At 43.9% G+C, this 24673-nt stretch carries 26 protein-coding genes; 11 read left to right on the plus strand and 15 right to left on the minus strand.

The window, feature by feature from the left end; all coding sequences use genetic code 11:
* Window positions 1–22: 22 nt before the first annotated feature.
* The 5 genes from MCUP_RS05730 to trxA form a co-directional block, all read right to left on the minus strand.
* Window positions 23–715 (minus strand): TIGR00266 family protein, encoded by a 693-nt coding sequence (locus tag MCUP_RS05730; protein ID WP_013737825.1) that lies wholly within the window; start codon window positions 713–715, stop codon window positions 23–25.
* 62 nt (window positions 716–777) lie between these two features.
* Entirely contained in the window at window positions 778–1026 is a 249-nt protein-coding gene (locus MCUP_RS05735) for a sulfurtransferase TusA family protein (RefSeq protein WP_013737826.1), read from the minus strand.
* 77 nt (window positions 1027–1103) lie between these two features.
* A complete protein-coding gene (locus MCUP_RS05740) occupies window positions 1104–1481 on the minus strand; it encodes a cupin domain-containing protein (protein WP_013737827.1) in 378 nt (125 codons plus the stop codon).
* A gap of 94 nt (window positions 1482–1575) precedes the next feature.
* A complete protein-coding gene (locus tag MCUP_RS05745) occupies window positions 1576–2208 on the minus strand; it encodes a hypothetical protein (RefSeq protein WP_013737828.1) in 633 nt (210 codons plus the stop codon).
* Between the two features lies 1 nt (window position 2209).
* The gene (trxA, locus tag MCUP_RS05750; protein WP_013737829.1) at window positions 2210–2620 is read right to left on the minus strand and encodes a thioredoxin; all 411 of its coding nucleotides are present in this window, start codon (window positions 2618–2620) and stop codon (window positions 2210–2212) included.
* 220 nt (window positions 2621–2840) lie between these two features.
* Here trxA and MCUP_RS05755 point away from each other — a divergent pair, with 220 nt between their 5' ends.
* Both MCUP_RS05755 and MCUP_RS05760 read left to right on the plus strand, forming a co-directional pair.
* The gene (locus tag MCUP_RS05755) at window positions 2841–3719 is read left to right on the plus strand and encodes an NAD(P)/FAD-dependent oxidoreductase (protein WP_048057531.1); all 879 of its coding nucleotides are present in this window, start codon (window positions 2841–2843) and stop codon (window positions 3717–3719) included.
* Between the two features lie 38 nt (window positions 3720–3757).
* Window positions 3758–4471: a D-aminoacyl-tRNA deacylase gene (locus MCUP_RS05760; RefSeq protein WP_013737831.1), complete on the plus strand. Its 714-nt coding sequence runs from the start codon at window positions 3758–3760 to the stop codon at window positions 4469–4471.
* On the opposite strand, the gene MCUP_RS05765 is transcribed toward MCUP_RS05760, so the two are convergent.
* The gene (locus MCUP_RS05765; RefSeq protein WP_013737832.1) at window positions 4424–5053 is read right to left on the minus strand and encodes a 2,3-diphosphoglycerate-dependent phosphoglycerate mutase; all 630 of its coding nucleotides are present in this window, start codon (window positions 5051–5053) and stop codon (window positions 4424–4426) included. The genes MCUP_RS05760 and MCUP_RS05765 overlap by 48 nt on opposite strands.
* Before the next feature lie 184 nt (window positions 5054–5237).
* Here MCUP_RS05765 and MCUP_RS05770 point away from each other — a divergent pair, with 184 nt between their 5' ends.
* The 3 genes from MCUP_RS05770 (at window position 5238) to MCUP_RS05780 (ending at window position 7261) form a co-directional block, all read left to right on the plus strand.
* A complete protein-coding gene (locus MCUP_RS05770; protein WP_048057532.1) occupies window positions 5238–6209 on the plus strand; it encodes a metallophosphoesterase family protein in 972 nt (323 codons plus the stop codon).
* Window positions 6210–6407: 198 nt separating this feature from the next.
* Window positions 6408–6902 (plus strand): CBS domain-containing protein, encoded by a 495-nt coding sequence (locus tag MCUP_RS05775; protein WP_013737834.1) that lies wholly within the window; start codon window positions 6408–6410, stop codon window positions 6900–6902.
* A gap of 32 nt (window positions 6903–6934) precedes the next feature.
* Complete coding sequence (locus MCUP_RS05780; protein ID WP_013737835.1) at window positions 6935–7261, plus strand: hypothetical protein; 327 nt, start codon at window positions 6935–6937, stop codon at window positions 7259–7261.
* A 50-nt stretch (window positions 7262–7311) separates the two neighbouring features.
* Here MCUP_RS05780 and MCUP_RS05785 read toward each other — a convergent pair whose 3' ends face one another.
* The gene (locus tag MCUP_RS05785) at window positions 7312–9066 is read right to left on the minus strand and encodes an archaea-specific SMC-related protein (RefSeq protein WP_048057744.1); all 1755 of its coding nucleotides are present in this window, start codon (window positions 9064–9066) and stop codon (window positions 7312–7314) included.
* 158 nt (window positions 9067–9224) lie between these two features.
* Between MCUP_RS05785 and MCUP_RS05790 the strand changes: the two genes are divergently transcribed.
* A complete protein-coding gene (locus tag MCUP_RS05790) occupies window positions 9225–10142 on the plus strand; it encodes a nucleoside hydrolase (RefSeq protein WP_048057533.1) in 918 nt (305 codons plus the stop codon).
* Here the strand turns inward: MCUP_RS05790 and MCUP_RS05795 are convergent.
* On the minus strand, window positions 10123–10527 hold the full coding sequence (locus tag MCUP_RS05795) for a Fur family transcriptional regulator (protein WP_013737838.1): 405 nt from the start codon (window positions 10525–10527) through the stop codon (window positions 10123–10125). The genes MCUP_RS05790 and MCUP_RS05795 overlap by 20 nt on opposite strands.
* A gap of 163 nt (window positions 10528–10690) precedes the next feature.
* Here MCUP_RS05795 and MCUP_RS05800 point away from each other — a divergent pair, with 163 nt between their 5' ends.
* From MCUP_RS05800 to MCUP_RS05810, 3 genes are all read left to right on the plus strand, one after another.
* Window positions 10691–11500, plus strand: coding sequence for a CBS domain-containing protein (locus MCUP_RS05800; protein ID WP_013737839.1), 810 nt, complete (start codon window positions 10691–10693; stop codon window positions 11498–11500).
* Between the two features lie 263 nt (window positions 11501–11763).
* Window positions 11764–12228: a hypothetical protein gene (locus MCUP_RS05805; RefSeq protein ID WP_048057534.1), complete on the plus strand. Its 465-nt coding sequence runs from the start codon at window positions 11764–11766 to the stop codon at window positions 12226–12228.
* On the plus strand, window positions 12221–12844 hold the full coding sequence (locus tag MCUP_RS05810) for a class I SAM-dependent methyltransferase (RefSeq protein WP_013737841.1): 624 nt from the start codon (window positions 12221–12223) through the stop codon (window positions 12842–12844). Before MCUP_RS05805 ends, MCUP_RS05810 begins: the two co-directional genes overlap by 8 nt.
* 104 nt (window positions 12845–12948) lie before the next feature.
* Here the strand turns inward: MCUP_RS05810 and nurA are convergent, their stop codons facing one another.
* From nurA to MCUP_RS05835, 5 genes are all read right to left on the minus strand, one after another.
* A complete protein-coding gene (gene nurA, locus MCUP_RS05815) occupies window positions 12949–13938 on the minus strand; it encodes a DNA double-strand break repair nuclease NurA (protein ID WP_013737842.1) in 990 nt (329 codons plus the stop codon).
* Window positions 13935–16514 (minus strand): AAA family ATPase, encoded by a 2580-nt coding sequence (locus tag MCUP_RS05820; RefSeq protein ID WP_013737843.1) that lies wholly within the window; start codon window positions 16512–16514, stop codon window positions 13935–13937. The genes nurA and MCUP_RS05820 overlap by 4 nt, the downstream gene beginning before the upstream one ends.
* Entirely contained in the window at window positions 16511–17659 is a 1149-nt protein-coding gene (mre11, locus tag MCUP_RS05825; RefSeq protein WP_013737844.1) for a DNA double-strand break repair protein Mre11, read from the minus strand. The genes MCUP_RS05820 and mre11 overlap by 4 nt, the downstream gene beginning before the upstream one ends.
* 4 nt (window positions 17660–17663) lie before the next feature.
* A complete protein-coding gene (gene herA / locus MCUP_RS05830) occupies window positions 17664–19142 on the minus strand; it encodes a DNA double-strand break repair helicase HerA (protein WP_013737845.1) in 1479 nt (492 codons plus the stop codon).
* Window positions 19143–19219: 77 nt separating this feature from the next.
* Window positions 19220–19765, minus strand: coding sequence for a hypothetical protein (locus MCUP_RS05835; protein WP_013737846.1), 546 nt, complete (start codon window positions 19763–19765; stop codon window positions 19220–19222).
* A gap of 242 nt (window positions 19766–20007) precedes the next feature.
* Here MCUP_RS05835 and MCUP_RS05840 point away from each other — a divergent pair, with 242 nt between their 5' ends.
* Window positions 20008–21501 carry a bifunctional ADP-dependent NAD(P)H-hydrate dehydratase/NAD(P)H-hydrate epimerase gene (locus MCUP_RS05840; protein WP_013737847.1) on the plus strand — a complete coding sequence of 498 codons (1494 nt, stop codon included), beginning with the start codon at window positions 20008–20010 and terminating at the stop codon, window positions 21499–21501.
* Here the strand turns inward: MCUP_RS05840 and MCUP_RS05845 are convergent.
* Window positions 21491–21925 (minus strand): peroxiredoxin, encoded by a 435-nt coding sequence (locus MCUP_RS05845; RefSeq protein ID WP_048057745.1) that lies wholly within the window; start codon window positions 21923–21925, stop codon window positions 21491–21493. The genes MCUP_RS05840 and MCUP_RS05845 overlap by 11 nt on opposite strands.
* 55 nt (window positions 21926–21980) lie before the next feature.
* Here MCUP_RS05845 and ppcA point away from each other — a divergent pair, with 55 nt between their 5' ends.
* Complete coding sequence (gene ppcA, locus MCUP_RS05850; protein WP_013737849.1) at window positions 21981–23510, plus strand: phosphoenolpyruvate carboxylase; 1530 nt, start codon at window positions 21981–21983, stop codon at window positions 23508–23510.
* On the opposite strand, the gene MCUP_RS05855 is transcribed toward ppcA, so the two are convergent.
* A complete protein-coding gene (locus MCUP_RS05855; RefSeq protein ID WP_048057746.1) occupies window positions 23499–24659 on the minus strand; it encodes an amidase in 1161 nt (386 codons plus the stop codon). The genes ppcA and MCUP_RS05855 overlap by 12 nt on opposite strands.
* Window positions 24660–24673: the final 14 nt, after the last annotated feature.

Raw genomic sequence — 24673 nt, forward strand, 5'->3', positions numbered from 1 at the left:
GGGCCTTTCTGGGAAAAAAGTCTCATATGTTGAATCCAAATCCGCCCTGTTGACCCGATGGGAGGTATGGTATTAACGCACTCACTAACTGTTCGGCAGTGAGAGTGTGCAGCCACACCTTACCCGGTCCAGTTATCGTAACGAAAAACAAGCCCTCATGTGCGAACAAGATAGACCTGAGCCCTCCCACTAGTTGAACCGAGTAGTTCATACCCTGCTCGAAAGCCATTAGATGAGAGGCCTCAACCTGTATGGTCTCACCTGGAGATAGGTACTTCTCTATCAGTCCTCCGTAGGCGTGAAGGAAAACGTTTCCTACTCCACTAAACTTAGCTAAGAATAGACCCTCTCCTCCTAACAAGCCAGCGGTGAGCCTGGCTAATGTAGAATCGTATTGCACCGTGCTTTCCGCCCCTAAAAATGAGTGAGCCTCAGCGAGAATCGGCCTCCCCTCAAGGGAAATGGGAACTACTTTCCCAGGGAATATCCCAGAAAGGATTAGCTCACCTGGACCGTAGAACTCCGTGACGAAGAAAGTTCCTCCCGTTAATGCCCTCTTTAAACCTCCTAAAAGCCCTCCCCTCATCCTCGTTTGCATGCTCACTGTAACGTTCTTCATTACCGTGTGTCCGGCATCGGCGTAAAACTGCTCACCCTGAGCTAAGTTAACCCTCAAGTACTGAAGATCGTCTCCTAATATATTATATTGAGGCATGTCCTATGCTTTAAAACCTAAGAAATAAATTTAATAGTTCTTTTGAGCCTTCCCTGCCTGACTCATTTGTTCTTCAATATCCTCGTTTTGTATAAGCTACCCTCCTTAAGGGTTAAACAAGGGTATCCGTGGGTCTTGCATATCATTGGGATCGTTACATCAATTGGCTCCTCGTCACTTACGACCTCAAGAACCTCTCCTACCTTCATCAAGTTTAGCTTTTTAACTATCTCAATCTGAGGCTCCGGGCATGACTCTCCTGTTAAATCCAGGACGTAATCCGGCTTTCCACTCCTGAGTTTTTCCTCCATAAGTGTGATAGTTTTAGATAAATTAAAAGATAATCTCTTTAAAAGGGGAGAGTTTCATAAATCTAATATGAAATATATTAAATACAGCTACGATCTACTGGATGGATCGACATGTCGTCGACGTAATCGATTATACAAATGAACTCCAACGGATCCATCCCGTTATAGAAAGCGTGCTCTACTCCAGAATCAATGAATATGAAGTCGTTCTCGTGAAGTTCCTTAACTTCACGCCCTACGCAGACCTTAGTGCTGCCTTTGAGTATTATCACGGTTTCCTGGTACTTGTGTACGTGAGGCGCTATGACCCCGTTCGGTTCTAGAGTAAATCTCCTCACAGCGTAGTGAGCTCCGTGATCCTTCGTTACTAACCATTGAATGAAGGATCCCTTAGATCCCTTGATCTTAACCTCTTCCTTCTTGACATTAGAGAAGTTAGATATGTAGTACTCCATATTTCATGATGGTCTTGATGAGGTTAAAAAGGTAAGGCTTTCTCGGGCTGGTTTCCAACTTCTCTCGACCTGAACCGGGGTCGAAGCGTGAGGTTTATCCGCCTTTCACTAGCTTCAAGAACAGGTAACCTATCTCAGGAAGCTTTACCGTTTCGTGTTCAGCTGGCCTTTGGACAGTTCCCAGGTAAACCCCATAATCCTCGTGATCTCCTTCTTTTGAAGACTTAGGCTCACCGTAGGGTGAAAATAATATCACTTCGTCTACTGCATTAACAAGCTTCCTCACTGCTGCGTCTATGGTAGAGTAAGCTTGACATTTGTCAACTCCGTTATGTAAGGCGAAGTCTAAACCTGTGATCGCAGCTATAACCGGCCCTTCTTTTAACGATGAGAGGATAACTTCAGTCACTTTACTTACCTCCTCTTGAAGGTTTATTTCGCCTATCTTCAAACTAATTCGCCCGTATGTAGGGTTGGTTATGGGGATGTTTATTGGTATAGCCCCAGTTTCTTTTATCAGGGTCAACTCCTTAGGCACATAGACCTCATTAGGAGGGACGTTCTTCATTTCAAGAACAGAAAGCCATGACGATACTTGGTTCTGAGGTCTCTTGTTGACTACCACTCCCCTGAAGGAGCTACTGAACAAGGTCAAGAGGAACCTAGGGTTACACTTCATGAAACTGGAGTAACTTAACCCATCTACCCCTAGAAGTAAAGCCTTCATTTCAGTCACCAAGTAACGACTTCAGTCTCAGTTCGAGCTCCTCTCTAGGTACTGCCCCAATCACCTCATCGACCGGTTCGCCGTCCTTAAAGAAAATTACCGTAGGTAAACTCATTACCCCATATCTGGACGCAATATCCTGGTTCTCGTCTGAGTTAAGCTTTCCGAAACCAACTGAAGGATAGTCTTTTGCCAAGTCCTCTATAATAGGGGCTAAGATAAGGCATGGAGCGCACCATTCCGCCCAGAAGTCTACTATTGCCACCTTGTTCTTCCTCAAGAAATCATCGAAATTGTTTGAGTCCAGATGTTGAACGAATTCTTTTTGTTCCATATCCTTTGCTTCACTCATCATCTGTTTAATTTTTTTCCTTAGTAAGGCTTCCAGTTCCGGATCGTTTTCTGAACTCATGAATAGTACCTAAGAAAGCTAGTTTAAAAAGTTTATATTATAGAAAGGTAAAAAATGTAAGCATGAACGAAAATATAATAAATTATAAATATTATAAGACTAACGCGAATGCAAAAGTCTTCCTCACGTGTTCCATAACGTTGTCAAGTCAAGGAGAAACCAGAACGACCTGACCTAGGGTTTAGTATAGTTTAAAATATAATAACTAATTAAATCTTTTATGATCCTGATAGTTGGTGGTGGTATAACGGGACTGCTGATATCTCGCTATCTCAATGATGCGCAGGTCATAGACAAGTACGGAGAACCTAAGAACTCCCTTAGTAGTCTGTGGAACGTAATGCCTCCGCTTTGTGGAGAACTTAAGGAGGAATGTGACAGTTCGGCCAATGAGTTCGTGAAGATCTCAGAGGAACTAAACGTAAGTTACTCATGGAAGATCATCTTGAGGACACCGCCAAAAGGAGATAAGGTACTTACCCCGAGGGAGACTAAAGAGGTTGAGCCTCTATTGGATAGCGAGAGCGAAATCGTAGGAAAGGCTCTTCACGTGAACGGTGGAGACTTACTCTTAAAGCTGTCCAAGAACGTGAAAACGGCTAACGTAACTGGGATAGAGGTGAAGGACAACCAAATTACCTCTCTTAAAACTAACGTTGGGGAAATGCGTGCTGATTACTACGTTTTCTCAATAGGAAGGGATGAGGGAGGGCTGTTTAGGGGTAGGATAGCCTTAGATGGACTTAAGGGTCACGTTGTCGTCGCTCCTCCCCTGGGCATGAAGAACGTCCTCCTAATAGAGGACAGGCTCGGGGTAGAAGGTGAAGGTTACTCCTTACTTAACGGTGACTCTTATCCCTCAAACAAATGGGAAATAGATAGGGACCAGGTGGATAGAACAGTTACAATATTTAGCAAATATCTAAAAAAAGTAATAAACCCTATCGAGATCAGAGTTGGATTCAGAGCCGTATCAAGAGGCAACGTCCCAATCCTGGAGAGGATATACGATAACGCGATTTTAGTGACAGGGTACAGGTTCGGCTGGTCCATAGCCCCTTGGTTAGCTAAGAGGGTAAAGGACATGATGAGGGGATGACATAACAGTTAATAATTACGTAGCTACCTAAGTTCTCCATGAACGTTAGAGTTTTGATATCGTCTAAGGACCCGGTTGGACTTACCGTAAAGAGGTTAGGTTACGCGTTCGAAGAGGTTGACGAGGACGTGACAAATTTCAATTACGCCAAAGGAGATGCAATAGTAATGATTTGCAGACACGAGAGTTCCACATTAAGGCCAGCACTGACTTTACATCATCCCGGGAACCCAGGTAAGAACACCATGGGCGGAAGGCCTGAAACTTTAGGTATCGCAAACCCTAGACTTTTAACTTCAATATTTCGCTCAGTTCTAGAGATTAGTGTAGATGTGGAGAAAGTCATTGAGGCGACTCATCACGGTCCTACAGACTTACCTTATCCCATCACATTCGTTGAGGTTGGAAGCGATGAGAGGATGTGGAGCAACGAGAGGATCGTCTCCTCGCTCGTGGATGCCGTACTCAAGGGGATAGAGAGGGCTGAGGATTTGAACTGTTCAGAAACGGTCTTAATATATGGAGGACCCCACTACTCTAAGGTCGCTTCCTCGGAATCAACAAGGAGATGTATTTCACATATAATTTCAAAACATTATATATCAGAATTAAACTCGGACGTAGTTCTTCAGAGCATAGAACGGAACCTTATTAGACCTAAAACTGCAATACTAGATAGTATCCCACGAAATAAGAGGGAACTTCTAACCCACGTTTTCAGTTCTAATAATATATCTATTGAGCTTAGATAACAGGGGGACCGAAAGAATTGGAGATCCGATGCTCAGTATTTTAGGCGTAGTGGACATCTCAACTACGGTTAAACTAGCGTTGGGTATTGAGATGCCTAGCGCTGAAACGTCGTCTAAATCTAAGATGTGACCGAGAACAGCTCTAATGGGATCGTAATGACTCACGGCTATGACTACCTGTTCCTGGTTTAAGGAGTGGAGGAACTCAATCATCCTCTTCCTCAGGCTATCCCATGGTTCCAGGTTCTTAACGTCCAGCTGACCTTTAGCTACCTTCAGCTTCCAATGATCGCTTGGATCAAACCTCTTGTTGTTTAACTCACCTAACCACCTCTCCCTAAGCCTTTCATCGATAACTGGAATCAAGCCCAGCTCGTTTCCTATTATCGTCGCGGTTTGATATGCCCTGAGGATTGGACTGGTAAAGATAACGTCTGTCTTTATTTTTTTCAGCTCCTGGGCAGCCCTCTTAGCTTGTTCTCTGCCCTCGTCGGTTAATGGAAAGTTGTTCACATCGTGAGAGAGTATCTTGTTGATGTTTGATGTACTCTGTCCATGTCTAACGAATATTACAAGTGTCATTTGTTAAAACTTATACTTAATAATTATATAAGTTGACGTTATCCGGAGATTGAGCCCCTCTCGGTAAGGAAGAGTCTCTCCTCTCATGATTTAATCGAGTTAAATTAAACCCAGTTAAACTTGCGAAAATAATTTTCAGTTTTATGTTAGATAATTTTAAATTCAGTTAACTGAAGCGTTTTATGTGGGCCTATTCAAAAGGAACAACCCAAGTGAATCTAACTCACAGCTGAAGATATTGTACACCACGGATATTCACGGATCTGATACAATATTCAAAAAATTTCTTAATGCGGGGAAGATATACAAGGTTAACTACCTCATAATTGGAGGAGATATAGCAGGCAAGTCTTTGACTCCAATCGTCGAACTAGGCGAAGGAAAGTTTGAGATAAACGGAAACGTTGTAGGAAGAGAGGGTTTGAAGCAGATAACAGACGAGATCAGGAAACAAGGCAACTACTACACGATAGTAGATAAGAGAGGTCTAAAGGAGATGAAGGCGGATAAAAGGAAGGTAGACGAGGCTTTCAAGAACTCCATGATCGAGGTATTGAGGAACTGGGGTAGAATAGCTGAGGAGAAACTGAAGGACACCGAAATCCCACTTTACGTTAACTTAGGTAATGACGACCCTCTCTATCTCTTTGACGTTATAGAGGAGAGCAAAGTAATGAGAAAGTGCGAGGGACAGGTTGTGAAATTAGGGGAACACGAGATGATTTCGTTCGGCTACGTTAACCCAACGCCCTGGAACACACCTAGGGAGATGCCGGAGGAGAAGATTTACGAAGTGTTAAAAGGAGAGGCTAAGAAGATTGAAAACATGGAAACGGCAATCTTTAACGTTCACGCTCCTCCTTACAATACTAACCTAGATAACGCTCCGCTGCTCACTCCAGATTTGAAGCCTGTAATGAAGGGAGGGGAGATCGTTATGAATCACGTAGGGTCTGTCTCTGTCAGAAAGGTCCTGGAAGAGGAACAGCCGTTGCTCGGCCTCCACGGACACATTCATGAGTCGAGAGGTTTCGACAGGATAGGGAGGACGATCGTTTTAAACCCGGGTAGCGAACACAATGAGGGCATATTGCACGCTGCCTACATAATACTCGAGAAGGGGAGAATTAAGGCTCATCAGTTCATAATAGGATGACGTCCTGTTTCTAGAGCTGGAGCTAGTTACGTTATTCGTGAAGAGTATTAATTCGTGTATTTACCATTTACATATAGACTTTTACTAGATGTCAATCTAGCTGAATAACATCTAGTAGTGAACCGTTAACTGTTTAAGATGTTTTTATATGTATAAAGAATCAAAAGGTTTTTATGACCAAGCGTGACAATACTTATTATGACCCGAACGGTTTCAGAGGTCGCTAATAAGATAATAAGAGTCGTGAGAGAGGAAGACACTATAGTTTCAGCTGCCACGGAGATGAAAAACCACAACATTGGTTCGATGTTGGTTGTAGATAATCAAGGTCAGATAGTGGGGATCGTAACCGAGAGAGACGTCGTGAGGGCTATGGCTGATCGCAGGCTCGATGGAAAGGTTAAGGACTACATGACCTCGTCTGTGAAAGGGGTAACTGAGGAAACCTCAGTTGAGGAAGCCGTAGGCATCATGCTCGAGAACGGATTTAGACATCTCCCAGTTATAGGAAAGGAAGGAAAGGTGATAGGGATTGTCTCCATTAGAGACCTAGCTAGGGCGCTCTCTGATAACCATTTTTTACAATATGGAAAAGAGTGGACAGAAGTTAAGTCTTCGGGTGTGACGTGCCCCGTATGTGGACTAGAGATAGACGAAATGGGCTACTGCAATTGTGGCACGGGTTCAAGCTAATTTTTTAAGACGGTTTTAGCTGTTTTCTACATATGATAATATTTTATGCTATAGGAGAAAAAGATAGGGCGAAAGAGCTCGTAAGGATTATAACTAAAACCAGGTGGAAAACGATATCAAGACATGCTGTAAAGATCTCTAGCTCATCTATAGGTCCATCAATAGTGATTTTTAAACCCACTATGGCGGCCTTGGCGGTGGCAATGTGGTTAAAGGACAGGGCAGAGGAGCTGGGTATGACAACCTCAGTTGGTTGGTTCACTCCGATAGCGAATACCCCGGAGGCTGTCAATGAGGCCGTTAGAACCGACCTGAATAAGATGCTCATGAAAAAGCTAGAGATCCCGTGGAGCCCTTAAGACCTAATTTTTTACTGTCTTATTTCACACGAGTGAGCTTTGTAATAAGGCTACGCTGGAGTAACCTGGCTCTCCTCTCTATCCTGCTTCACCAGAGCTACGTTTTCATCGCTTCTCGTTATTATTATGTAGTCAGTTAGGTCCTTAAGGTAGTCAACCAACTTTTGGAAGCGTTTTTGGTCGAACGTCATGAACGATTCGTCCACGATGAAGAACGGGGTCTTAAAGTAAGCCTTTATTGCGGTTATAACTAGAACCAACGCTAAAGAGGTCCTCTCTGAAGAGGAGAGCTTCCTCAAGTCCATAAGAGTCCCGTTCCTCCTGACGACCAGTGAAAAGTCAGGTGTTATCTCAGCCTCTAGATTAAACTCCAGTTCCTTCATTAAGTAGTTCGCGATCTTTGTGAACTCCTCTCTAGCTCTAGATAACCTAGTTATATACTCCTTTTGAAGCTGCTCCGACTGAGCCTCCAGCTCTTCGATTTCCTTCTCCTTCTCCTTTATCCTGTTTAACGTAGATGTAGGTATGCCAAGGCTGGCAAGTTCGTATTCAAGTTGACTCTTCTTGTTTAGAAGCTCATTCAACCTCTTAGATACCGCATCCTCCTGCCCCATAACCCTAATGACCTCTGAACTCTTGTTGAACCTGTCCTCCATCTCCCTCTTTTGTCTCTCCAGTTCGCCTATCTGATCCTTTACCATTTCCATCCTAGCTATGAGCTCCTGCTTCTTGCTTCTTAGCCTTTCTATTTCGTTCCTAACGCCTTCAAATTCAGCAAGCTTTCTCGTTATTTCGTCCCTCTTTCCGTTCAGTTCGTCTATCTCTCTTTTCACTCCCTCAAGCGAGTTCATTCTTAGCCTCAGCTCGTTTGATATTATGTCAATTCTAGTCCTCCAGTTTTCCGGATCGACGTGACTTCCACATACGTAACATGTGCTCAGGTGCTCCTTCTCAGCCTCCTTTATTTCGTCCAACACTCTCTCTAACACCCTTATACCTATCTCAGTCTCATTCCTCAAGCCGGTCTTTCTCTGAAGGTCTTGAACAATTTGATTTAGTTGGTCTTCAAAGATTTTCTTTATTTCAGGTTTAATCATAGACTCCTTCTGTTGAATCTCAAGCTCCAGCTTCATGTGTTTATTTTGAAGATCTGAAAGCTCCTTCTTCTTCTGCTCTATCTTTGAGTTAAGCTCGAGCAACTTGTTCTGTCTAGTGACGGAGATCGTTTGCGTAGTGCTATTTATCAGCCTATCGCTCTCGTTTTCCTTCTTTATCATCTCTATTTCGTTCTCAATTGTCTTTATCTCGGCCTGTATTGTGACGGCGTCCTTATACTTGTTCCTAAGCTCCTCGTTTTCTTCCCTGATGAGTTTGAGCTTTTGGTCAACGTTTAACTTCAGTTGCTTTATCTTTTCTATTTCTGATGTAGTCGAAATGAACCACTCGATCTGCTCCTGACCTCCCAAGATCTGGTTAAGCAGTTTGTTCTCAGGTGAGAAGAATGATAGCATAAGCGCCCTCTTGTCGTCCATAATGAGGTTAATGTTTTCGCTTATCTTTCCCTTCGATCTCACGATCCTCCTATAGTACTCCTTGTTGTTGTACTTCACCTCTATGTATCCAGTGTCGGAGAAAACGTTCAAAAGGTCCTCTGCTGTAATCTCTGAGGTTAACAAGGAAACTAAAGCCTTAGATAGTGAGGACTTACCATAAGCGTTAGGTGCGGTGTAAACGTTAACTCCTTTAGTCAAATCAACGTCGAGCGGTGTAGTTATCCCACCTATATTCCTAATTCTAACTCTCATCATACGAAAGTGTGTTTTCGTCCTTTAAAAAAATTTTCTCAAAAATTTCAATCTAACAAACACTGAGTTATGGGTCGCCTCATCCTTGCCTAGCGAGGTTTAAGGCGAGTTTTCAAGATGAACTAAAAATAAGAGCAACAATTTTGCTTTTTTAGAACATGGCTCGTAAAGTTCTAATAGATTCGGATACGGCCTCTGATGATACTATCGCCATTATGCTATCTTCAAGGCTGTTTGAGCTTCTTGGCGTCACGATAGTAGCAGGTAACGTGGAGTTCAAGGATCAGATAAGAAACGCTCTCTTCACCTTGGAGTACATAAACCGAGAAGATGTACCCGTTTATTTAGGTTTTGATAGACCTATTTTAGGAACGTGGAGGACCGTAGAGGAGGTACACGGAAGTAACGGAATGGGGGGATGGCAATTTAAAGATCCGGCGAAGAAGCCAGAGAGTGAACATGCAATAGACGCTATAATCAGGTTATCCAAGGAGTTCTCTGGAGAGATTGAAATATTGGCCGTTTCACCATTAACTAACCTTGCCTTAGCTTACTTGAGAGATAGATCGATAGTAAATAGGATCAAGAAGGTTTGGATCATGGGGGGCGCACTGACTAGAGGCAACACCACGCCCTTAGCGGAGTTCAACTTTTGGGTTGATCCTGAGGCCGCTAAGATAGTCCTGGATGCTGGATTTGACGTTACTATCGTACCGTGGGAAACTGCGGAGGACTACGGCTTAATAGATCTGGAGACGTGGGGTAGAATAAGGAAAATGGGTACTAAGTTGTCTAACTTCTTCGTCAACGTTAACAAAACCTTGCTTGAATACTCCATTAAACAGGGCAACAGAGGAAGCGTTCATCCCGACTCCTTAACGGTCTACCTAGCGTATGACAACTCCTCAATAACGGAACAAAGGAGGTTTAAAGTGAACGTTGAGCTTTGCTCCACCTCAAGGGGTGGTATGCTGATAGACTGGTATGGTAAAGATAACCTAAACAGCAACCTAGTGCTTAGGGCGGATTCGAACAAGTTTAAGGACGAACTGCTACTTACCCTTTCTTCATTTTAGAACATTCTGCATACACAATTACGCTTAAGTTCTTAGGCTCTATCCCCCTACCCTCTAGCTCCTTTTGAACTGATGAGAGGTCCAAATCTACGTCCATTACGTCACCTAGATCTTCACAGTAAACGTTTACGTGAGGTTCCATCCTAACCTCATACCAGGTCTTACCGCCTGCCTCAAAGGATCTAATTATGCCTGCCTTCTCCAGGGTGTCTAGCACGTTATAAACTGTTGAGAGGCTTATGCTTGGTTCGGTTTTCTTCAACTCGCTGAATATCTGTTCTCCACTGAAGTGTCCACCTCTCATCATTTCCTTAATCACGGCTATCCTCTGTGGGGTCACCTTCAATCCCTTGGTTCGTAACATCTCAACTATTTCTGCTTCCATCAAAGAATCATTATTAAGTTGTAGTAATTAAAATTAGTCCCTCCAAGAGCTTTCTGCAATGTGAACCTGATAAAAATGGCGTCAAGGATCTCGAAGGTTTCAACAAAAGTAACGATCTACTGTTCTAAAAAGAGTTTTAAGCTAAAGCTGAAACAAATGAATTATGGGTATAGTTAGGGAAGTTGTGGTTTTGAGGCCTTTCGATAACTTACTCTACGCATCGAAATTGATGGCTGTGGAGAGTATACCGAAATCGATAGTTATAGACGAGAACGGTTCTCCTATAGGCATCATAACGCAAAAGGACATAGTTAAATTCGTTCACAGCATGGGAGAGGAGAGGTCCCTGGAGGAGGTAATGTTATCTGAGGTTATGAGGAAAGACGTGATATGCGTCAATCCAAGCATAGATCCCTTCGATGCGGCGCAAATAATGATAGATAAGAAACAACCGTTGCTCGCGGTCTGTAACGAGGAGGAGAAGGCTGTCGGGATGATCATAAAAAGCGATCTGAGCAACTTTTACGCCTCTCAAGTCAAAGGGTTACAAAAGGTGAGGGAGTTGATGAGCTCACCGGTTGTGACGATAGAGCCCTCTGACAAGCTGGGCGTTGCGGTTGAGAGGCTGGTTTCGAGCAACCTTAGCAGATTGGTAGTTCAGACGAACGGGAGGGTAGTAGGAGTCGTTACCACAACCGATCTACTTTACGTAGCGCCCGCCCTTAAGTTTAAGGATAGTAAGATAGAGGTGAGGGATGTGATGAGTCCTAACGTTATAGTTGTAGACAGCAACGAGGATATGGCTAACGCGGCCAGGCTTATGGCCTCTAGGAAAATAAAGGGGATCCCAATAGTAGAGAAGGATGGGAAGTTGGCGGGAATTGTAACGACGACAGATGTCGTGAGAGCTCTAATGGACCAGAGCGTGAAAAAGTACCTCTTTGAGATAAAGATGTACACCTCAACCTTTTGATATCCCTTTTGTCATAGTTTCTTGAACAAAATAATTTCTCGAAAAACCAATCATCAAGAGTGATGGCTTTAAACTTCTCACTTCTATTTTATATAGAAGTCTTAATAAATGATGTAGTTCTATATAAAATCTTAACATAAAACTGTTTAACTTACAACATTAATCCCTTAGCTACACATCAAACCTAAAGTTATGAGTTAACCTAAGATCCCACTTAATTGACTTAAGGTTTAATTTTGTGTATTGGTACATAACATGTAGACATGGAAAATTTTAGGTCCCTCATAATAGATATATACCTTTCCTCTAGGCTACCCAATTTTCAGGGCGTTTTACAAGAGGGTGTAAACAAACGTTCCAAGTGCAGTTACTACGACGGTAAGTTCTGTAACGTCGTGAAGACTAAGGATCCGGTGCTCGTATCTTGGGAGGTATCTGATCGAATAGTCCCTCATCCGATCATGTGTTACCTTTGTCCTTACTACTCCTCTGGCGCGGAGAGTAAGGTCATCACGTCTCTTCTTCAACTCCTTAGAGACTACGTTTCTATGAGGAACGGAATCGAAAGGGAGATATACAACCTAGAAAGCAGGACGACGGAGATGCTCTACTCCTCTATAGTACTGAGGAGGAGGAGACAGGAGTTGATATCTATACTAAATGAGGTTCAATCCAAAATCGAACTGATCAAGTTATTAATAAAATACGAGGAGGAGAACCATGTTTGACGACCCCGAAGGATATTTGAAATGGTACAAAACGCATGAGCTGACTTACGAAAACGAGAGAAGGGCTATAGAATCTCTTAACCCAAGGGATTGTCTTGATATAGGATCCGGACCTTCAGTATTTCATGAGAGCATAAAAGGGAACGTTGTCTCCTTGGATTTATCAGAGTTCATGCTAGGATCGGTAGAGGGTGATAGGGTTTTGGCGGACGCCCATTTCCTTCCGTTTAGGGAGAGAGCGTTCCCGTGTACCTTCTCGTCAGTCACAATATGTTTCCTTGACAACCTTGAGGACTTCATTAAGGAGGTTAAAAGAGTTACTAGGGGATATTTCATTGGATGCATCGTGAGGGCGGACTCCAGCTGGGGCGAATTCTACTCTAACCTAGGGAAGAGGGGACATAAGTACTACTCAAAAGCAAATTTCATTAGTAAGGCGGATTTTCTAACTCTAGTCAGGAAGCACTTCGTCATAGATAAAATAGCTTCCGTACTGAAATACGGACCAACGGATCAGGAGGTGAGAGAGGAACCCATAGGGGAGGACGGAGCGTATGTGTGCGTGAGAGGAGTTAGGCCTCCTGACGGTCCAGGCCTCAGTAACCACTCTAGATAAAGATGAGGTCTTTGTAATAAAACTCAATCAATATGATTTTTAAAATCTATCTTTACATCTGAGGTGCTAACCTGTATTTTAATTTTCATCGATGGCCTCATGAGTCAATAGAACTGATTAGGCCACCAACTTACGCTTCTTCTCGTAGTCAAATTGAGCATGTGAATTATCCTCTTCCTATCGTCTCTCGAAACCTTAACGTCGTAGTGTACCCTAACCAAAGGGTATGGATATCCCTTAATTGACACCGAATAAAGGTCCTGGAGCAAGCTCTCTATAAATTTCGGAGTGGGAACTCCTATCACGTCAATCCTTAAAACTCTCTCTCCATGATCTAACCTTGCGTAAAAGCTGCATACTTCCTTATCTTCTAAGCCCCTCCTAACGTCTCCCTCCTCCACTCTCGTTCGAGTTAATGGACCGCATACGATCGATGAGTAACCAGGAGAACTCGTCGTTATCTCTAAAACGGCCACATCAGAAAGTTCGTGATGGAACAGATCCCTAGATCTGCTAACCTTAGATATCCACACTACCTTAGAACCGAACCTTTTAATAAGTTCCGCCAGATAGGCCTGCTTCTCGTAAATTATATGATCTAACATGTAGTCTTCATCCTTTTCCTCCAGAGAACGTATTTCTCCCTCATTGAAGCTCCCGTTAAATCGCTTAACTTCTCCTAGTTTTTTCCTCAGGCTTCCATCCATTAGTATGAGTTCGCCACTTGTTCCGGCCTTTAGAGCTACCATGAGCTCCATTAACGCCATGAGTTCTCCCACCCTCTCTTTGGCTTTGTTTCCGGGTCTGAACACGCCAGATTTGACGTCCTGTTCAGCTCCCACGATTCTAACTCCCTCCGTAATGAGAGCCTCCACGTTCAGCACAAACACGGTTCCGGTCCTGAGCTCCTTAACGAATTGTCCACCGTCCACGGCGACAAGCTTCTTAGCCCTAGCTGAGGAGGGAGAGAATTCGTTCCAACTTCTCTTGACTTTGAGCTCCAAGTCCGTATCTAGATCGCGTTGAAATACGTTTAACCTACCTATCAGGTCTGACCTCCGTGTGACTAACTCCTGGTAGACTCTGTCGATCATTGGATCACCTCCTCCTTGACCCTACTTACGTCACCTAGTTTCTCAACCCTCAAGACGTAATCAGCGATCTGCAACACCTCCTCGTCGTGAGTTACCACGATTATTTGAGGAACCACGTTCATGGAGTCCCTTATTATGGAAAGCAACTCGGTCCTCCTCTCGGAGTCTAAGTGGGTGGTAGGTTCGTCCAATATCATGAAGCCTAGCTCTCCCATCAATGATCTAGCGATGGCTATCCTTAAGGCTAAGGCAAGAGCTATCCTTTCGCCCCCACTAAGCAACCCTATCTGTAGTTCCTGTCCTGATTGAGTGTAAACCTTGATCTCGACCTTACCTTTCAAACCTTTCGTGGAACCCATGCGTATTGTAACCCTTGAAAATGACATGTTAAACATCGACATTATGTCATTTAGGTTGTTTTCTATCCTACTGATCAATGTAGATATGAGAAAGGACTGAAGCCTGCTCTCGGATAGAACTTGTCGCAACTTTTCTAGCCTTTCCTTTTCGTTTCTCAATTTGTTCGCCTCTGAAAGCTTAGTCTCCAAGTCCCTCTTTGTTCTCTCTAGATTACTCAAACTTATCCTCATTTGTTCCAGCTTCCCCCTCTTTTCGCCTAAGTCCCTCTCGACTGTTTGAACTTGCCTCCTTATTGAGTCCAACTCCACCTTAGCTTTTCTCAACTCCTCCTCCTCAAAATTTAACGCGTCAAGTTTTTGTTTCAACCTCTCTATACTTTCTTCTAGGACGTACCTTCTTTTAACTAACTCCTCACGTTTTCCTCTCTTTTTATTTAACTCGTTTAACCTATTAGTGACCTCTTGTAACTCGAGCTCAGCCCTCTCTATCTGATCTCTGGTTAAGTTACCTACCTCTCGTTTAAGATTGTTGATCTCCTCTTTGACGTCGTGTAACGTATGTTCGTGAGTAGCTAACATCTCTTCCAACTCATACAAGTCCTCTTCCTTGTAACTTCTAACTGAGTTGTACTCGTCTTCGTACTCCTTGAGGTGTTCCAATCTCTCATTTATTAGTTCGTATTGATTAGCCTTTTCTGTAAGCTCGCTCAGGCTTGCCTCAAGTTGAGCTATCTCCTGGTTCAAACCCTCTAAGTTCTCTTGGATCGTCTTAATTAAGCTCTCATTCGATCTAGCCTCACTGAGTTGTTTATTCAATATCTCAACCTCCCTCTTTAGCGACTCATACTTTCTCTGTAAGCTCTCCATCTCGCCCACGATTTCCCTCTCTCTCCTATCGTACTTGTCAATAAGCTCCTTCCTATGAGCCTCGTCCAGCGGTCCTCCACAAACAGGACACTTCCCTTCATTAGCTGAGATCAAAGCTTCTCTGCCCTTCCTTATCTGGACTAGTTCGAGTTCAAGTCGACTGATTTCGTTGTGCGCTTCGTCTCTTTCCGCGGACATTAAGCTGAGCTCTCTCTCCAAGTCCTCAGCCTTCCTGACTAGCTTGACTGCAGCTAACTTCTTCGAGTTTAAATCCCTCTGTCGCCTTCTCTCACAAAGTGCGGCCCTTAATTCCCTGAACTTCTCATACGCTTCTCTTAAGTCCCTCTGTTTCTGATAGAGCTCTTGGTACTCCTTATGGTAAGGTTCCAATTTCTCCTTAAGGTCTAAGTTAGCCTTTATTGAGTCTCTCCTTTTCATCTCGTCCCTCAACACGATGTTTAACTCCTGATACCTTTTGGTTTCGCTCTCTAGCTTTGATATAAGGTCCTTCTTCTTAGTTAACTCCTGAAGCTCTTTGAGCCTAGTTTGACTCTCAGCTAACTGAGAATCTAGGTCCTTGTATGAGTCGAGCTCGTTTAGGATTTGAGTCCGTTCCCTCCTGTTAGTCTCCAGCTGAGTCCTCACCTCTGTGTAAACTTTGAACTTCTCCTCAAGAGTCGCAACCTCTTTACTTTTAATGTCTTCTAGCTCGTGCAGTCTATGAAGTTCGTCCTGAAGGCTACTAACAGACGCTTCGAGAGTGGCTATATCCGAGGATGTACTCAGAATGTCACTGCTTACCCTCTTCAACTCGTCTTCATATCTCTGATAAGATTTCATCTCTACCTCGTAGGCGTCTATTAACCTCTTGATCTTACCGTCAGATGAGGTGAGCTTCTCCAAGCTATCTATCATCATAACCTTCTTAAGGACGCCTGTAAGGTCCTCAAAGACGCTCTCGATTTCCCCTTGTTTGACGAAAGTCGTTGACAACATGACCTTCTTGTTTAACCCTATACTCTCAACCTTCTTGTCGACTTCCCTACTCTGTCTCGCGGAAAGCTTATCGTTCTCATAAAAGTAATCAGAGGCTGGGATGGACCTGACTACCTTAAAGGAGTTCGACCCCTCTTTCAAAATTAACTCGACTTCGGCCGACTTACTACCTTTCCTAATCAACTCCGACACGTTCTCCCTAGCTTCCTTGAAAAGGGCGAAAGTTATCGCGTCAATTATTGAGCTCTTACCTGCACCGTTCTGTCCTATAATGACGTTGATCTCTCCCTTAAAGTTGACTTGAGTCCTATCGTGGCTAAGGAAGTCCTTTAAACTTACACTCTCTATCCTCATCTTCCCATCTCTGCAAACTTCCTCAGTATGGATTCAGCCTCGTCCGAATCATACTTATCTATGGCGTCCAATATCAATTCGACTTCGCTATCGGAATAACTTTGAGACTTGAGGTAACTCCTTATCAGATCGGTGATAGTGCTCCTTTCATCTACCTTAACCTGATTAGAGCCCACACTTACCGTGTTATCCTTGTATATCCTATAGAAGTCTACGAGTCCACTAAGGCTTTTAGATATCTTCTTCATAGCGTAGTCCCGCTTTATAGAATCCCCCTCCAGTACTATGTGAAGGATGGGCTCCTTTTTCAGACCTGAGTAGGATTGCCTCAGCTTAACTAACTCGTTGTCAATATCGTTCACGTTCAGAGTTATCACCTCTTGTGGTCTGACATCAACGTTAATGCTCTGAACTGTAGGTTCTTTTTTGCTCAAATCGATTAGAAATCCTCCCTTACCGTACTTCTTCCAACCCTCTATTTCATCCTCCCTAATTATCTCAGGTGAGCCGGATATCACGAGCTTCCCTCCACCCGGAAGGTCTTGAATTACCCTAGTGTGGATGTGGCCGCACGCGTAATATTGAAAGTCCTTCGGTAAGGAGCCTATCTCCAGTTGCCACGCGCCTTGATAAGGGAGAATATCTCTTATCCCTTGGTGAATCATTAAGACGTTCCTGTCTCCTTCCGGTTTAAGCGAGTTAAGGGTGAAGATCAGCTTATCCTTTAGGCTAGTGTTCATGTGTCTAACCCCATATATCCTTAAGCTCAAACCGTCCTCCACCATCTCATAAAACTTAGGATCTTGATCTCCCATTAAGACCTTGATCAGTCCTAGTGACTCCCAGAGAAGCCTCTGAGGGTAGAGCTCCTCCTTAATTTTAGGAGTGTCGTGATCGCCCGGAATGTTAATGAACTCAATGCCTTTATCTCTCAGGAGTTTGACCTTATCTATGAAGAACTTTAACGCTCTGTTCCCGGGTTTGTAGACGTCAAACAAATCCCCTGTATGTATTACTCCCTTCACGTGCTCTCTAACGGCGGACTCCATCAGCTGCGAGAAGGCGTCATAAACGTCTTTTTCCCTAGACTCCTTGTTGTATCTTCTACTCCCTAGATGAGTGTCAGATATGTGAAGAAACTGCATCCTCTCATCCGAACTCGGAGTCTACGTTTATAGACTTCATGAACTTGTTCCACTCTCCCAATATGTCTGGATCTGATCCTCCCAAGTTGCCAGCGAACTTAGAGATCTTTATGAAAGCTGGCAACTTCACTAGGTTACCTATCACTATAGCTTCTCCAACTCCTAAAGAGGACAGCTGTTCAACCAGATCCTCCGTCAAGTTATCGCTAGCCTCCAGCACGTATTTCTTGTCCGTTGGTTCCACCATTCTTAAGATGATCTTGTTCGTCATCTGGCTCAATATAGTGTCATCTAAGCCTTTGGGTCTCTGACTAACTATGACCATGCTCACCCCGAACTTCCTCCCTTCCCTTGATATCTTAGAAACGTAATATTTGGTAAGTGTGTCATCGTTTTTCGAAATAAATACATGCGCCTCCTCAATAACCGTAACAACTGGAAAACCTAAGCCCGTTTTTCTATGTTTATACTCTTTTCTGCTATCGAGGATCCTCCTTAAGTAGTGAGAGACTACCGCGTCCATTGACTCCTCATCCATCCTACTTATGTCCACAACGTTGACCGATGAAGGCCTTAATCTGGACACTATGTCTGACACCGTCAAATCAACTATGTCCCCATACTTATCAGCAAACTCCTCTATCTTGTTCTTAACCTCATCAGCTGCGTCTTTTTGTGATCTCTGCTTCTCGTCTGCCGCGATCTCATCAACCTTCTTCTCTATATCTGAAACGAATGAGTTGTTTAGCTCCGCGTAATTTACGTTACCGTCCTTCATCCTCTCCCTTATCTCGTTAACGTACGTTGTGAAAGCTTGCCTTAAAAATCTATATTGTATATGAGCATTAGATCTGATATCTAAAAGTGTAGCAAACTCTTTAGGAGTGAGATATAATGGATTCAATTTTGGATCTATATTATTTAATGGTTTTATATCGGACCCGTAATACTCACCGTGATAGTCGAACACTACTACGGAACCACCTATTGACGCGATCGCCTGAGAGAGGACAGCCACGGTATTAGATTTTCCGCTACCCGTTGCAGCTAAAATGGCGAGATGACGAGATAACGAGTTGACCTTAATTTTAACAGGTATGTTGACCCCAATTAAAGATCCTATTACAATATCGCCCTCCGAGAAAATTTCTAAGAGCTCCTCCTCCTCAGCTAGCCTCACGGGCGTTCCAGGACCAGGAGGTAGGTCTGGAATTGACTTTGATCTCATGTCGTAAAGTAGTTTGATGACGGCCTTAACGAATTGAGGTATTGAGGTGTCCAGGTCCTTCATTTTCTGAACTATCTTAATGTCGTTCAAAGTAATGTCAAGGAGAGGACTACCTCGACTCACGTACGTGATTAAACCCAGAACCTTAATCCCATCGTACTCTAGCACTACGTAACGCCCAACTCTCACAGGCTTCTCGGCGAGCATCAAAGCTTCCTGAGGTGATGCCTCTCCTATTACGTAACCGATAATCATTAGAAAATAGAGTTAAACGGAAATTAAAAGCTATATCGGGTGAAGAAAAGTAATACTTTTCGAAAGAAAAAATAGATTTAAAGAGCTTTAGCGACCCTCTTAGTTGCCTCGGCTATGTCCTTCTCTTGTTCCGCATAAGCGCACAACATAGCCTCTACGTCCATGTGTCCCTCTGCCTTAGCTTTCATAGCAACGTTGTTGTACTCACTAACGTGTTCTTCAGCTTCCTCCCTTGTGAACTCGTTGAGCATTGAAGATACCCTCTTAGTTGCCTCGGCTATGTCCTTCTCTTGTTCCGCATAAGCGCACAACATAGCCTCTACGTCCATGTGTCCCTCTGCCTTAGCTTTCATAGCAACGTTGTTGTACTCACTAACGTGTTCTTCAGCTTCCTCCCTTGTGAACTCGTTGAGCATTGAATTTCCAGCATGTTGATATAACTTTTCAAATATCCCTCTTGCGTGACCTAGTTCCACCTTTGCCTTCTCCATTAGAATCTTAGCTTCCTCCACCTTTCCTGCTTTCTGTAGCTTGTCTGCAAGCAGGCTGAGGAGCATGTAGTCCTCAGCGTTCGCCTTGAAAAGCTCCTTTAAACCCATTTCGGTTTCCTTTCCGAGAGTCATATAGATCACTACATATAACGATTTATAGCTAGTTAATAAACCTTGATAAGAGAACATAATAATACTTGACATATAAAATCAATAAGAAAATTAAAACGAACGACATTGATTAAAATTAGACCAGAGTTAATCTTATTTATTATTGTAATATTTAAGCTTAGATGATGAATGACTCCAAAATTGATTCGTGATTAAGTAACTCGAGACTGAAAAGATATTACTTAGAAGCGATTTCTTCTCATATGATTACCACTCAAGAGATGAGGGCCTTAGAGATAAATTCTGAGGCTTTAGGCGTTTCCACTCTACAGCTCATGGAGAACGCTGGAAGATCTGTAGCAGATGAGATCGAGAAAGAACTGGGAAAGAACTTAGAGGTAGTAGTTTTCGTAGGTCATGGAGGTAAAGGTGGGGATGGACTTGTGGCCGCGAGGCATCTTGCAGAGAGGGAAAACAAGGTTACGGTGATCTCTCTCGGTGAGATGAAACATAAGGACGGGATGGTTAACGTGAGCGCTGTGGAGAACATGGACTACTCTATCACTATGTTAGGTTTTGATGACCTGTTGGGAGAAGTTAAGGCTGACGTACTGATAGACGCCATGTTAGGGACTGGGGTAAAGGGAAGGATCAGAGAGCCTTTCGCCTCGGCTATAAGGGTCTTCAACAAGTCCAAAGGGTTCAAGGTATCTATTGATGTACCTTCAGGGATTGATCCTGATCTAGGAGAGGAACTCGGAGAGTACGTAAGACCTGACCTGGTGGTTACTTTTCACGACGTTAAGCCCGGCCTATTAAAGAGAGAGTTCAGGTTTGTAATAAAGAAGATAGGAATTCCTCCTGAGGCTTCGCTATATGTTGGACCTGGAGATATCCTTGTTAACGTTAGACCTAGACCTATGAAAAGTAGAAAAGGAGCTGGGGGGAGAGTACTAGTAATAGGGGGCAACGAGACGTTCTCCGGAGCTCCTGCGTTAGCCGCACTAGCTAGCTTAAGAACTGGTGCCGATTTGGTTTACGTGGCCTCACCTGAGAGGACCGCGGAGATAATTTCGTCCCTCTCACCTGACTTGATCTCAGTGAAGTTATCGGGTAAGAACATCAACGAGGATAACCTAACCGAGTTAGATAAGTGGATAGACAAGGTTAATTCAGTAGTCTTAGGTCCTGGCTTAGGTCTGGCTGACGAGACCGTGAGAGCTGTACCGGCCCTAGTTAATAAGATAGTTGAGAAGGGGAAACCATTAGTTTTGGACGCTGACGGACTTAAGATCATGAAGGGGTCGAAGTTAAACGATATGGTTGTGATCACACCACATCCTGGAGAGTTTAAAATATTTTTCGGAGAGGACCAGAGGGAGCGCGAAAGGGAGAGAATCAATCAGGTAGTGGACAAAGCGAGAGAGTGTAACTGCATCGTTCTGCTTAAGGGTTACTTGGATATCGTAAGTGATGGAAGGAGGTTCAAACTTAACAAGACTGGCAATCCTGGAATGACCGTCGGAGGAACAGGAGATACCTTAACGGGGATAATAGCCACTTTCCTGGCTCAGGGCATTGACCCATTCACGTCAGCTAGCTTGGGAGCTTTCGTGAACGGTTTGGCAGGTACCTTAGCTTTCAAGGAGATGGGAGCTCACATAACCGCCTCTGACGTAGTATCTAAAATAGCCATGGTAATAGGCGATCCTATAACCTCGTTTAAACAAAAAATCTATAAAAGGGTTATTTCTTGACCTCCTCCAGAGCCCTGTCGGCGTGATCCTCAGCCCTCTTTAGGTTCTTTAGGACCGCCTTCACTACACCACGCTCATCTACTATGAACGTCACCCTCTGTGCGCTCGTGCCCTTCTCGTTGAGCACACCGTAGGCGCTTGAGATCTTCTTCTCCTTATCAGAGATTACAGGGAACTTGGCGTTATACTTTTCACTAAATCTCTTTTGAGTCTCAACGGAGTCTACGCTGATCCCCAAAACCAGAGCCCCGTTTGCGACAAACTGATCGTATAGCTCCACGAACCTCTGTATCTCCCTAGTGCAACCCGGCGTAAAGGACTTCGGATAAAAATAGATAACTTTCTTCCCCTTCAGTTCTGAGAGTTTAATCTTTCCTATCGAGCTTTCAGCCTCGAAATCAGGTGCGGTTTGACCTACATCTATCATAGTAACAATGTATAATGGAAACCTTAAAAGATTACGATCTTATTCCGCCCAAATGAGACTCATACCCAGAACCATGTCAACTCAACACCCAGATAACGCACACTTACCAGAGTGGGTTAAAGATGAGGTCATAGAGGGGGATTCGGAGGTTCTTGAAGCGTACTACGCCTTCTCCAATCTTGGGGTCCATGAGGTTATGTGGGACGCTGAGGGTAAGGATGTGGACACCCACGTGGTTAGGAAACTGTTTTCCTCCTTTAGTGAGTACTTTAAAAATAACGTCTTGGGAGAGGACCTCTTCTTAACTTATAGAGTTCCGAACCCAAAGATAGAGGGAGCCGAGAGGAAGGTTTTTGCGGAGACCATGGAAAGCATACCTATAACGTTTGATGTGGCGGAGAAGTTCTACGGTAGGAAAGTCGTCCCCGTATTTGAGGTTATACTACCTTTCACAACTAACGCCATAGATGTGATCTCGGTTGCAAAGTATTATGAGAAGGCTGTGGCCATGGAAGAGAACATAGAGCTTTATCAAGGGGTTTACGTGAAGGATCTCGTAGGGGAGATACATCCGAAGAGGGTTGAAGTGATTCCCCTCATAGAGGATAAGGATTCGTTACTTAACACAAGAAGTATCTTAGAGGGTTATTATGACGCGATGAAGCCCACTTACATGAGGCTGTTCATAGCTAGGTCGGATCCTGCTATGAACTACGGGATGCTAACCGCTGTTTTGTTGGCCAAGTTAGCGCTTAGTACCGCATATAAGTTCTCAAGAGAGAAAGGGATCCAGATATTCCCCATTATAGGAGTAGGATCGTTGCCTTTTAGGGGACATTTGAGCCCAGAGAACTATCAGAGAGTGATAGAGGAGTATGAAGGAGTTTACACCTATACCGTTCAGTCGGCTTTCAAATACGACTACTCGGAGGAGCAAGCAAAGGGAGCCATATCTCACATAAATAAGGAGGAACCCAGAGAGCCCAAGGTGCTCACTGATGAGGAGGAGAAGACAATAAGGGATATAGCCGATAAGTACACCTCCAGCTATCAGCCCGTTATAGAGGGAATGGCTGACCTGATAAACTCAATAGCGCTTTACTTACCTAGGAGGAGAGCGAGGAAACTTCACATAAGCCTTTTTGGGTATGCGAGGAGCACCGGTAAGGTCATCCTTCCAAGGGCAATAACTTTCGTTGGGTCGCTCTACAGCTTGGGCTTGCCGCCTGAAGTCATAGGGGTTTCAGTGCTGAGTGATCTTACAGAGAGGGAGTGGAAAGTTCTGGAGGAAAACTACAAGTTTATGAAAAATGACTTACAGAAGGCTTCAGAGTTCATTAACATTGAGGCCATCAATAGCTTAGTCTCTCACGGATTCCTAAGCGAGGATTTATCAAGAAGGATAGATGAGGACATTAAGTACTTAGAGTCCTTAGGGATAAAGGTCGGACCAAGGAGTTACGAGTCTAAAAAGCACGCACTCCTCTCACAGTTGGCTATCCTCTCGCTAAAGGAGAAAAGGCTTGCGGAAGTGAAACAGTACTTAAAGGAGATGGCTGAGATAAGGAGATCAGTTGGGTAACATATGTTTAGCTAGACCTAACACCACTCCGTCACTGAAAGGCTTCCCTGAGATCATAATTCCTATGGGTAATCCTTGTCTCTCCATTATTGGAACGCTAATTGAAGGTGCTCCAACCAAATTAAACAGCTCTGTTATTGAAACCAAGCCGTCCCTGAACTCCGCTTCTTTACCCAATACCTCTGATATTTTAGGAGCTGTTATCTTGGTGGTGGGTGAGATTATCACGTCAAAATCGTTAAAGGTCCTTACGTACTCTTCTAAAATCAGTTTCCTCATCCTCAATGAGTTGATGTAATCGACGGCGCTGGTCTTCTGACCGGAATCTAGGACTTTCAAAACATCAGGAAAGTACATATCCCTCATTGTCTTTAACCAAGTGGTGTGATATGATGCTCCTTCACTTCCAGCTATGATTCTCCTCACCTGACTTCCGTACTTAGTCATAAGGCGCAGGTTAACTTCCTTAGAGTTAGGGAAGAACTCTAAAACCTTTTCTAAAACGTCCTTGGTCGTTTCGTCAAACATGAAGAGTCCCACTCTAGGACTTGACCTGACGTATTGCAGGAAATATTTCACTTTGCTAGCGGGCAAAATTCCTTTTATAGTCATCCATAAAGTTTCCAGGTCGCGAGTTAGAAACCCTATGGTATCGAGACTCCAACTAAAAGGTATAACTCCCTCCGTAGGAAAAACTCCGTAGCTAGGTTTGTATCCAATAACCCCACAGAGCGAGGCAGGGATCCTAATAGATCCCCCGGTGTCCGTGCCCACTCCAACGTCCACCATATTTAAAGCTACGGCCACAGCAGATCCTCCACTAGAGCCTCCACTTATCCTCTCCTTATCTCTCGGGTTTCTGGCCGGTCCTACAAGGGATGAAGTGTTTGTGGCCCCAATTGCGAACTCATGTGTGTTAGTCTTGCCTAGTATGGTACCCCCAGCACTCAATATGGCCTTAACTATCCAGGCGTCCCTCTTAGGTACGTTATTCCTTAATATCCTTGAACCGGCGGTAGTTTTGATCCCCTCAGTTTCTATAACGTCCTTCACACCGAACGTTAAGCCTGCGAGCGGGCCGTCTCCCCCCTTTTTCTCAAAGGTGGTAATGAAAGCGTTATAAACTGAATTCAATTTCTCTAATGACATTTTCATCTATCCTC

This window comes from Metallosphaera cuprina Ar-4, assembly GCF_000204925.1.
GTDB classification, from domain to species: domain Archaea; phylum Thermoproteota; class Thermoprotei_A; order Sulfolobales; family Sulfolobaceae; genus Metallosphaera; species Metallosphaera cuprina.

Coding starts and splice junctions, on each gene's coding strand:
- MCUP_RS05730 (WP_013737825.1), bottom strand. CDS start 715: ATGCCTCAATATAATATATTAGGAGACGATCTTCAGTACTTGAGGGTT.
- MCUP_RS05735 (WP_013737826.1), bottom strand. CDS start 1,026: ATGGAGGAAAAACTCAGGAGTGGAAAGCCGGATTACGTCCTGGATTTA.
- MCUP_RS05740 (WP_013737827.1), bottom strand. CDS start 1,481: ATGGAGTACTACATATCTAACTTCTCTAATGTCAAGAAGGAAGAGGTT.
- MCUP_RS05745 (WP_013737828.1), bottom strand. CDS start 2,208: ATGAAGGCTTTACTTCTAGGGGTAGATGGGTTAAGTTACTCCAGTTTC.
- trxA (WP_013737829.1), bottom strand. CDS start 2,620: ATGAGTTCAGAAAACGATCCGGAACTGGAAGCCTTACTAAGGAAAAAA.
- MCUP_RS05755 (WP_048057531.1), top strand. CDS start 2,841: ATGATCCTGATAGTTGGTGGTGGTATAACGGGACTGCTGATATCTCGC.
- MCUP_RS05760 (WP_013737831.1), top strand. CDS start 3,758: ATGAACGTTAGAGTTTTGATATCGTCTAAGGACCCGGTTGGACTTACC.
- MCUP_RS05765 (WP_013737832.1), bottom strand. CDS start 5,053: ATGACACTTGTAATATTCGTTAGACATGGACAGAGTACATCAAACATC.
- MCUP_RS05775 (WP_013737834.1), top strand. CDS start 6,408: ATGACCCGAACGGTTTCAGAGGTCGCTAATAAGATAATAAGAGTCGTG.
- MCUP_RS05780 (WP_013737835.1), top strand. CDS start 6,935: ATGATAATATTTTATGCTATAGGAGAAAAAGATAGGGCGAAAGAGCTC.
- MCUP_RS05785 (WP_048057744.1), bottom strand. CDS start 9,066: ATGAGAGTTAGAATTAGGAATATAGGTGGGATAACTACACCGCTCGAC.
- MCUP_RS05790 (WP_048057533.1), top strand. CDS start 9,225: ATGGCTCGTAAAGTTCTAATAGATTCGGATACGGCCTCTGATGATACT.
- MCUP_RS05795 (WP_013737838.1), bottom strand. CDS start 10,527: ATGGAAGCAGAAATAGTTGAGATGTTACGAACCAAGGGATTGAAGGTG.
- MCUP_RS05800 (WP_013737839.1), top strand. CDS start 10,691: ATGGGTATAGTTAGGGAAGTTGTGGTTTTGAGGCCTTTCGATAACTTA.
- MCUP_RS05805 (WP_048057534.1), top strand. CDS start 11,764: ATGGAAAATTTTAGGTCCCTCATAATAGATATATACCTTTCCTCTAGG.
- MCUP_RS05810 (WP_013737841.1), top strand. CDS start 12,221: ATGTTTGACGACCCCGAAGGATATTTGAAATGGTACAAAACGCATGAG.
- nurA (WP_013737842.1), bottom strand. CDS start 13,938: ATGATCGACAGAGTCTACCAGGAGTTAGTCACACGGAGGTCAGACCTG.
- MCUP_RS05820 (WP_013737843.1), bottom strand. CDS start 16,514: ATGAGGATAGAGAGTGTAAGTTTAAAGGACTTCCTTAGCCACGATAGG.
- mre11 (WP_013737844.1), bottom strand. CDS start 17,659: ATGCAGTTTCTTCACATATCTGACACTCATCTAGGGAGTAGAAGATAC.
- herA (WP_013737845.1), bottom strand. CDS start 19,142: ATGATTATCGGTTACGTAATAGGAGAGGCATCACCTCAGGAAGCTTTG.
- MCUP_RS05835 (WP_013737846.1), bottom strand. CDS start 19,765: ATGACTCTCGGAAAGGAAACCGAAATGGGTTTAAAGGAGCTTTTCAAG.
- MCUP_RS05840 (WP_013737847.1), top strand. CDS start 20,008: ATGATTACCACTCAAGAGATGAGGGCCTTAGAGATAAATTCTGAGGCT.
- ppcA (WP_013737849.1), top strand. CDS start 21,981: ATGAGACTCATACCCAGAACCATGTCAACTCAACACCCAGATAACGCA.
- MCUP_RS05855 (WP_048057746.1), bottom strand. CDS start 24,659: ATGTCATTAGAGAAATTGAATTCAGTTTATAACGCTTTCATTACCACC.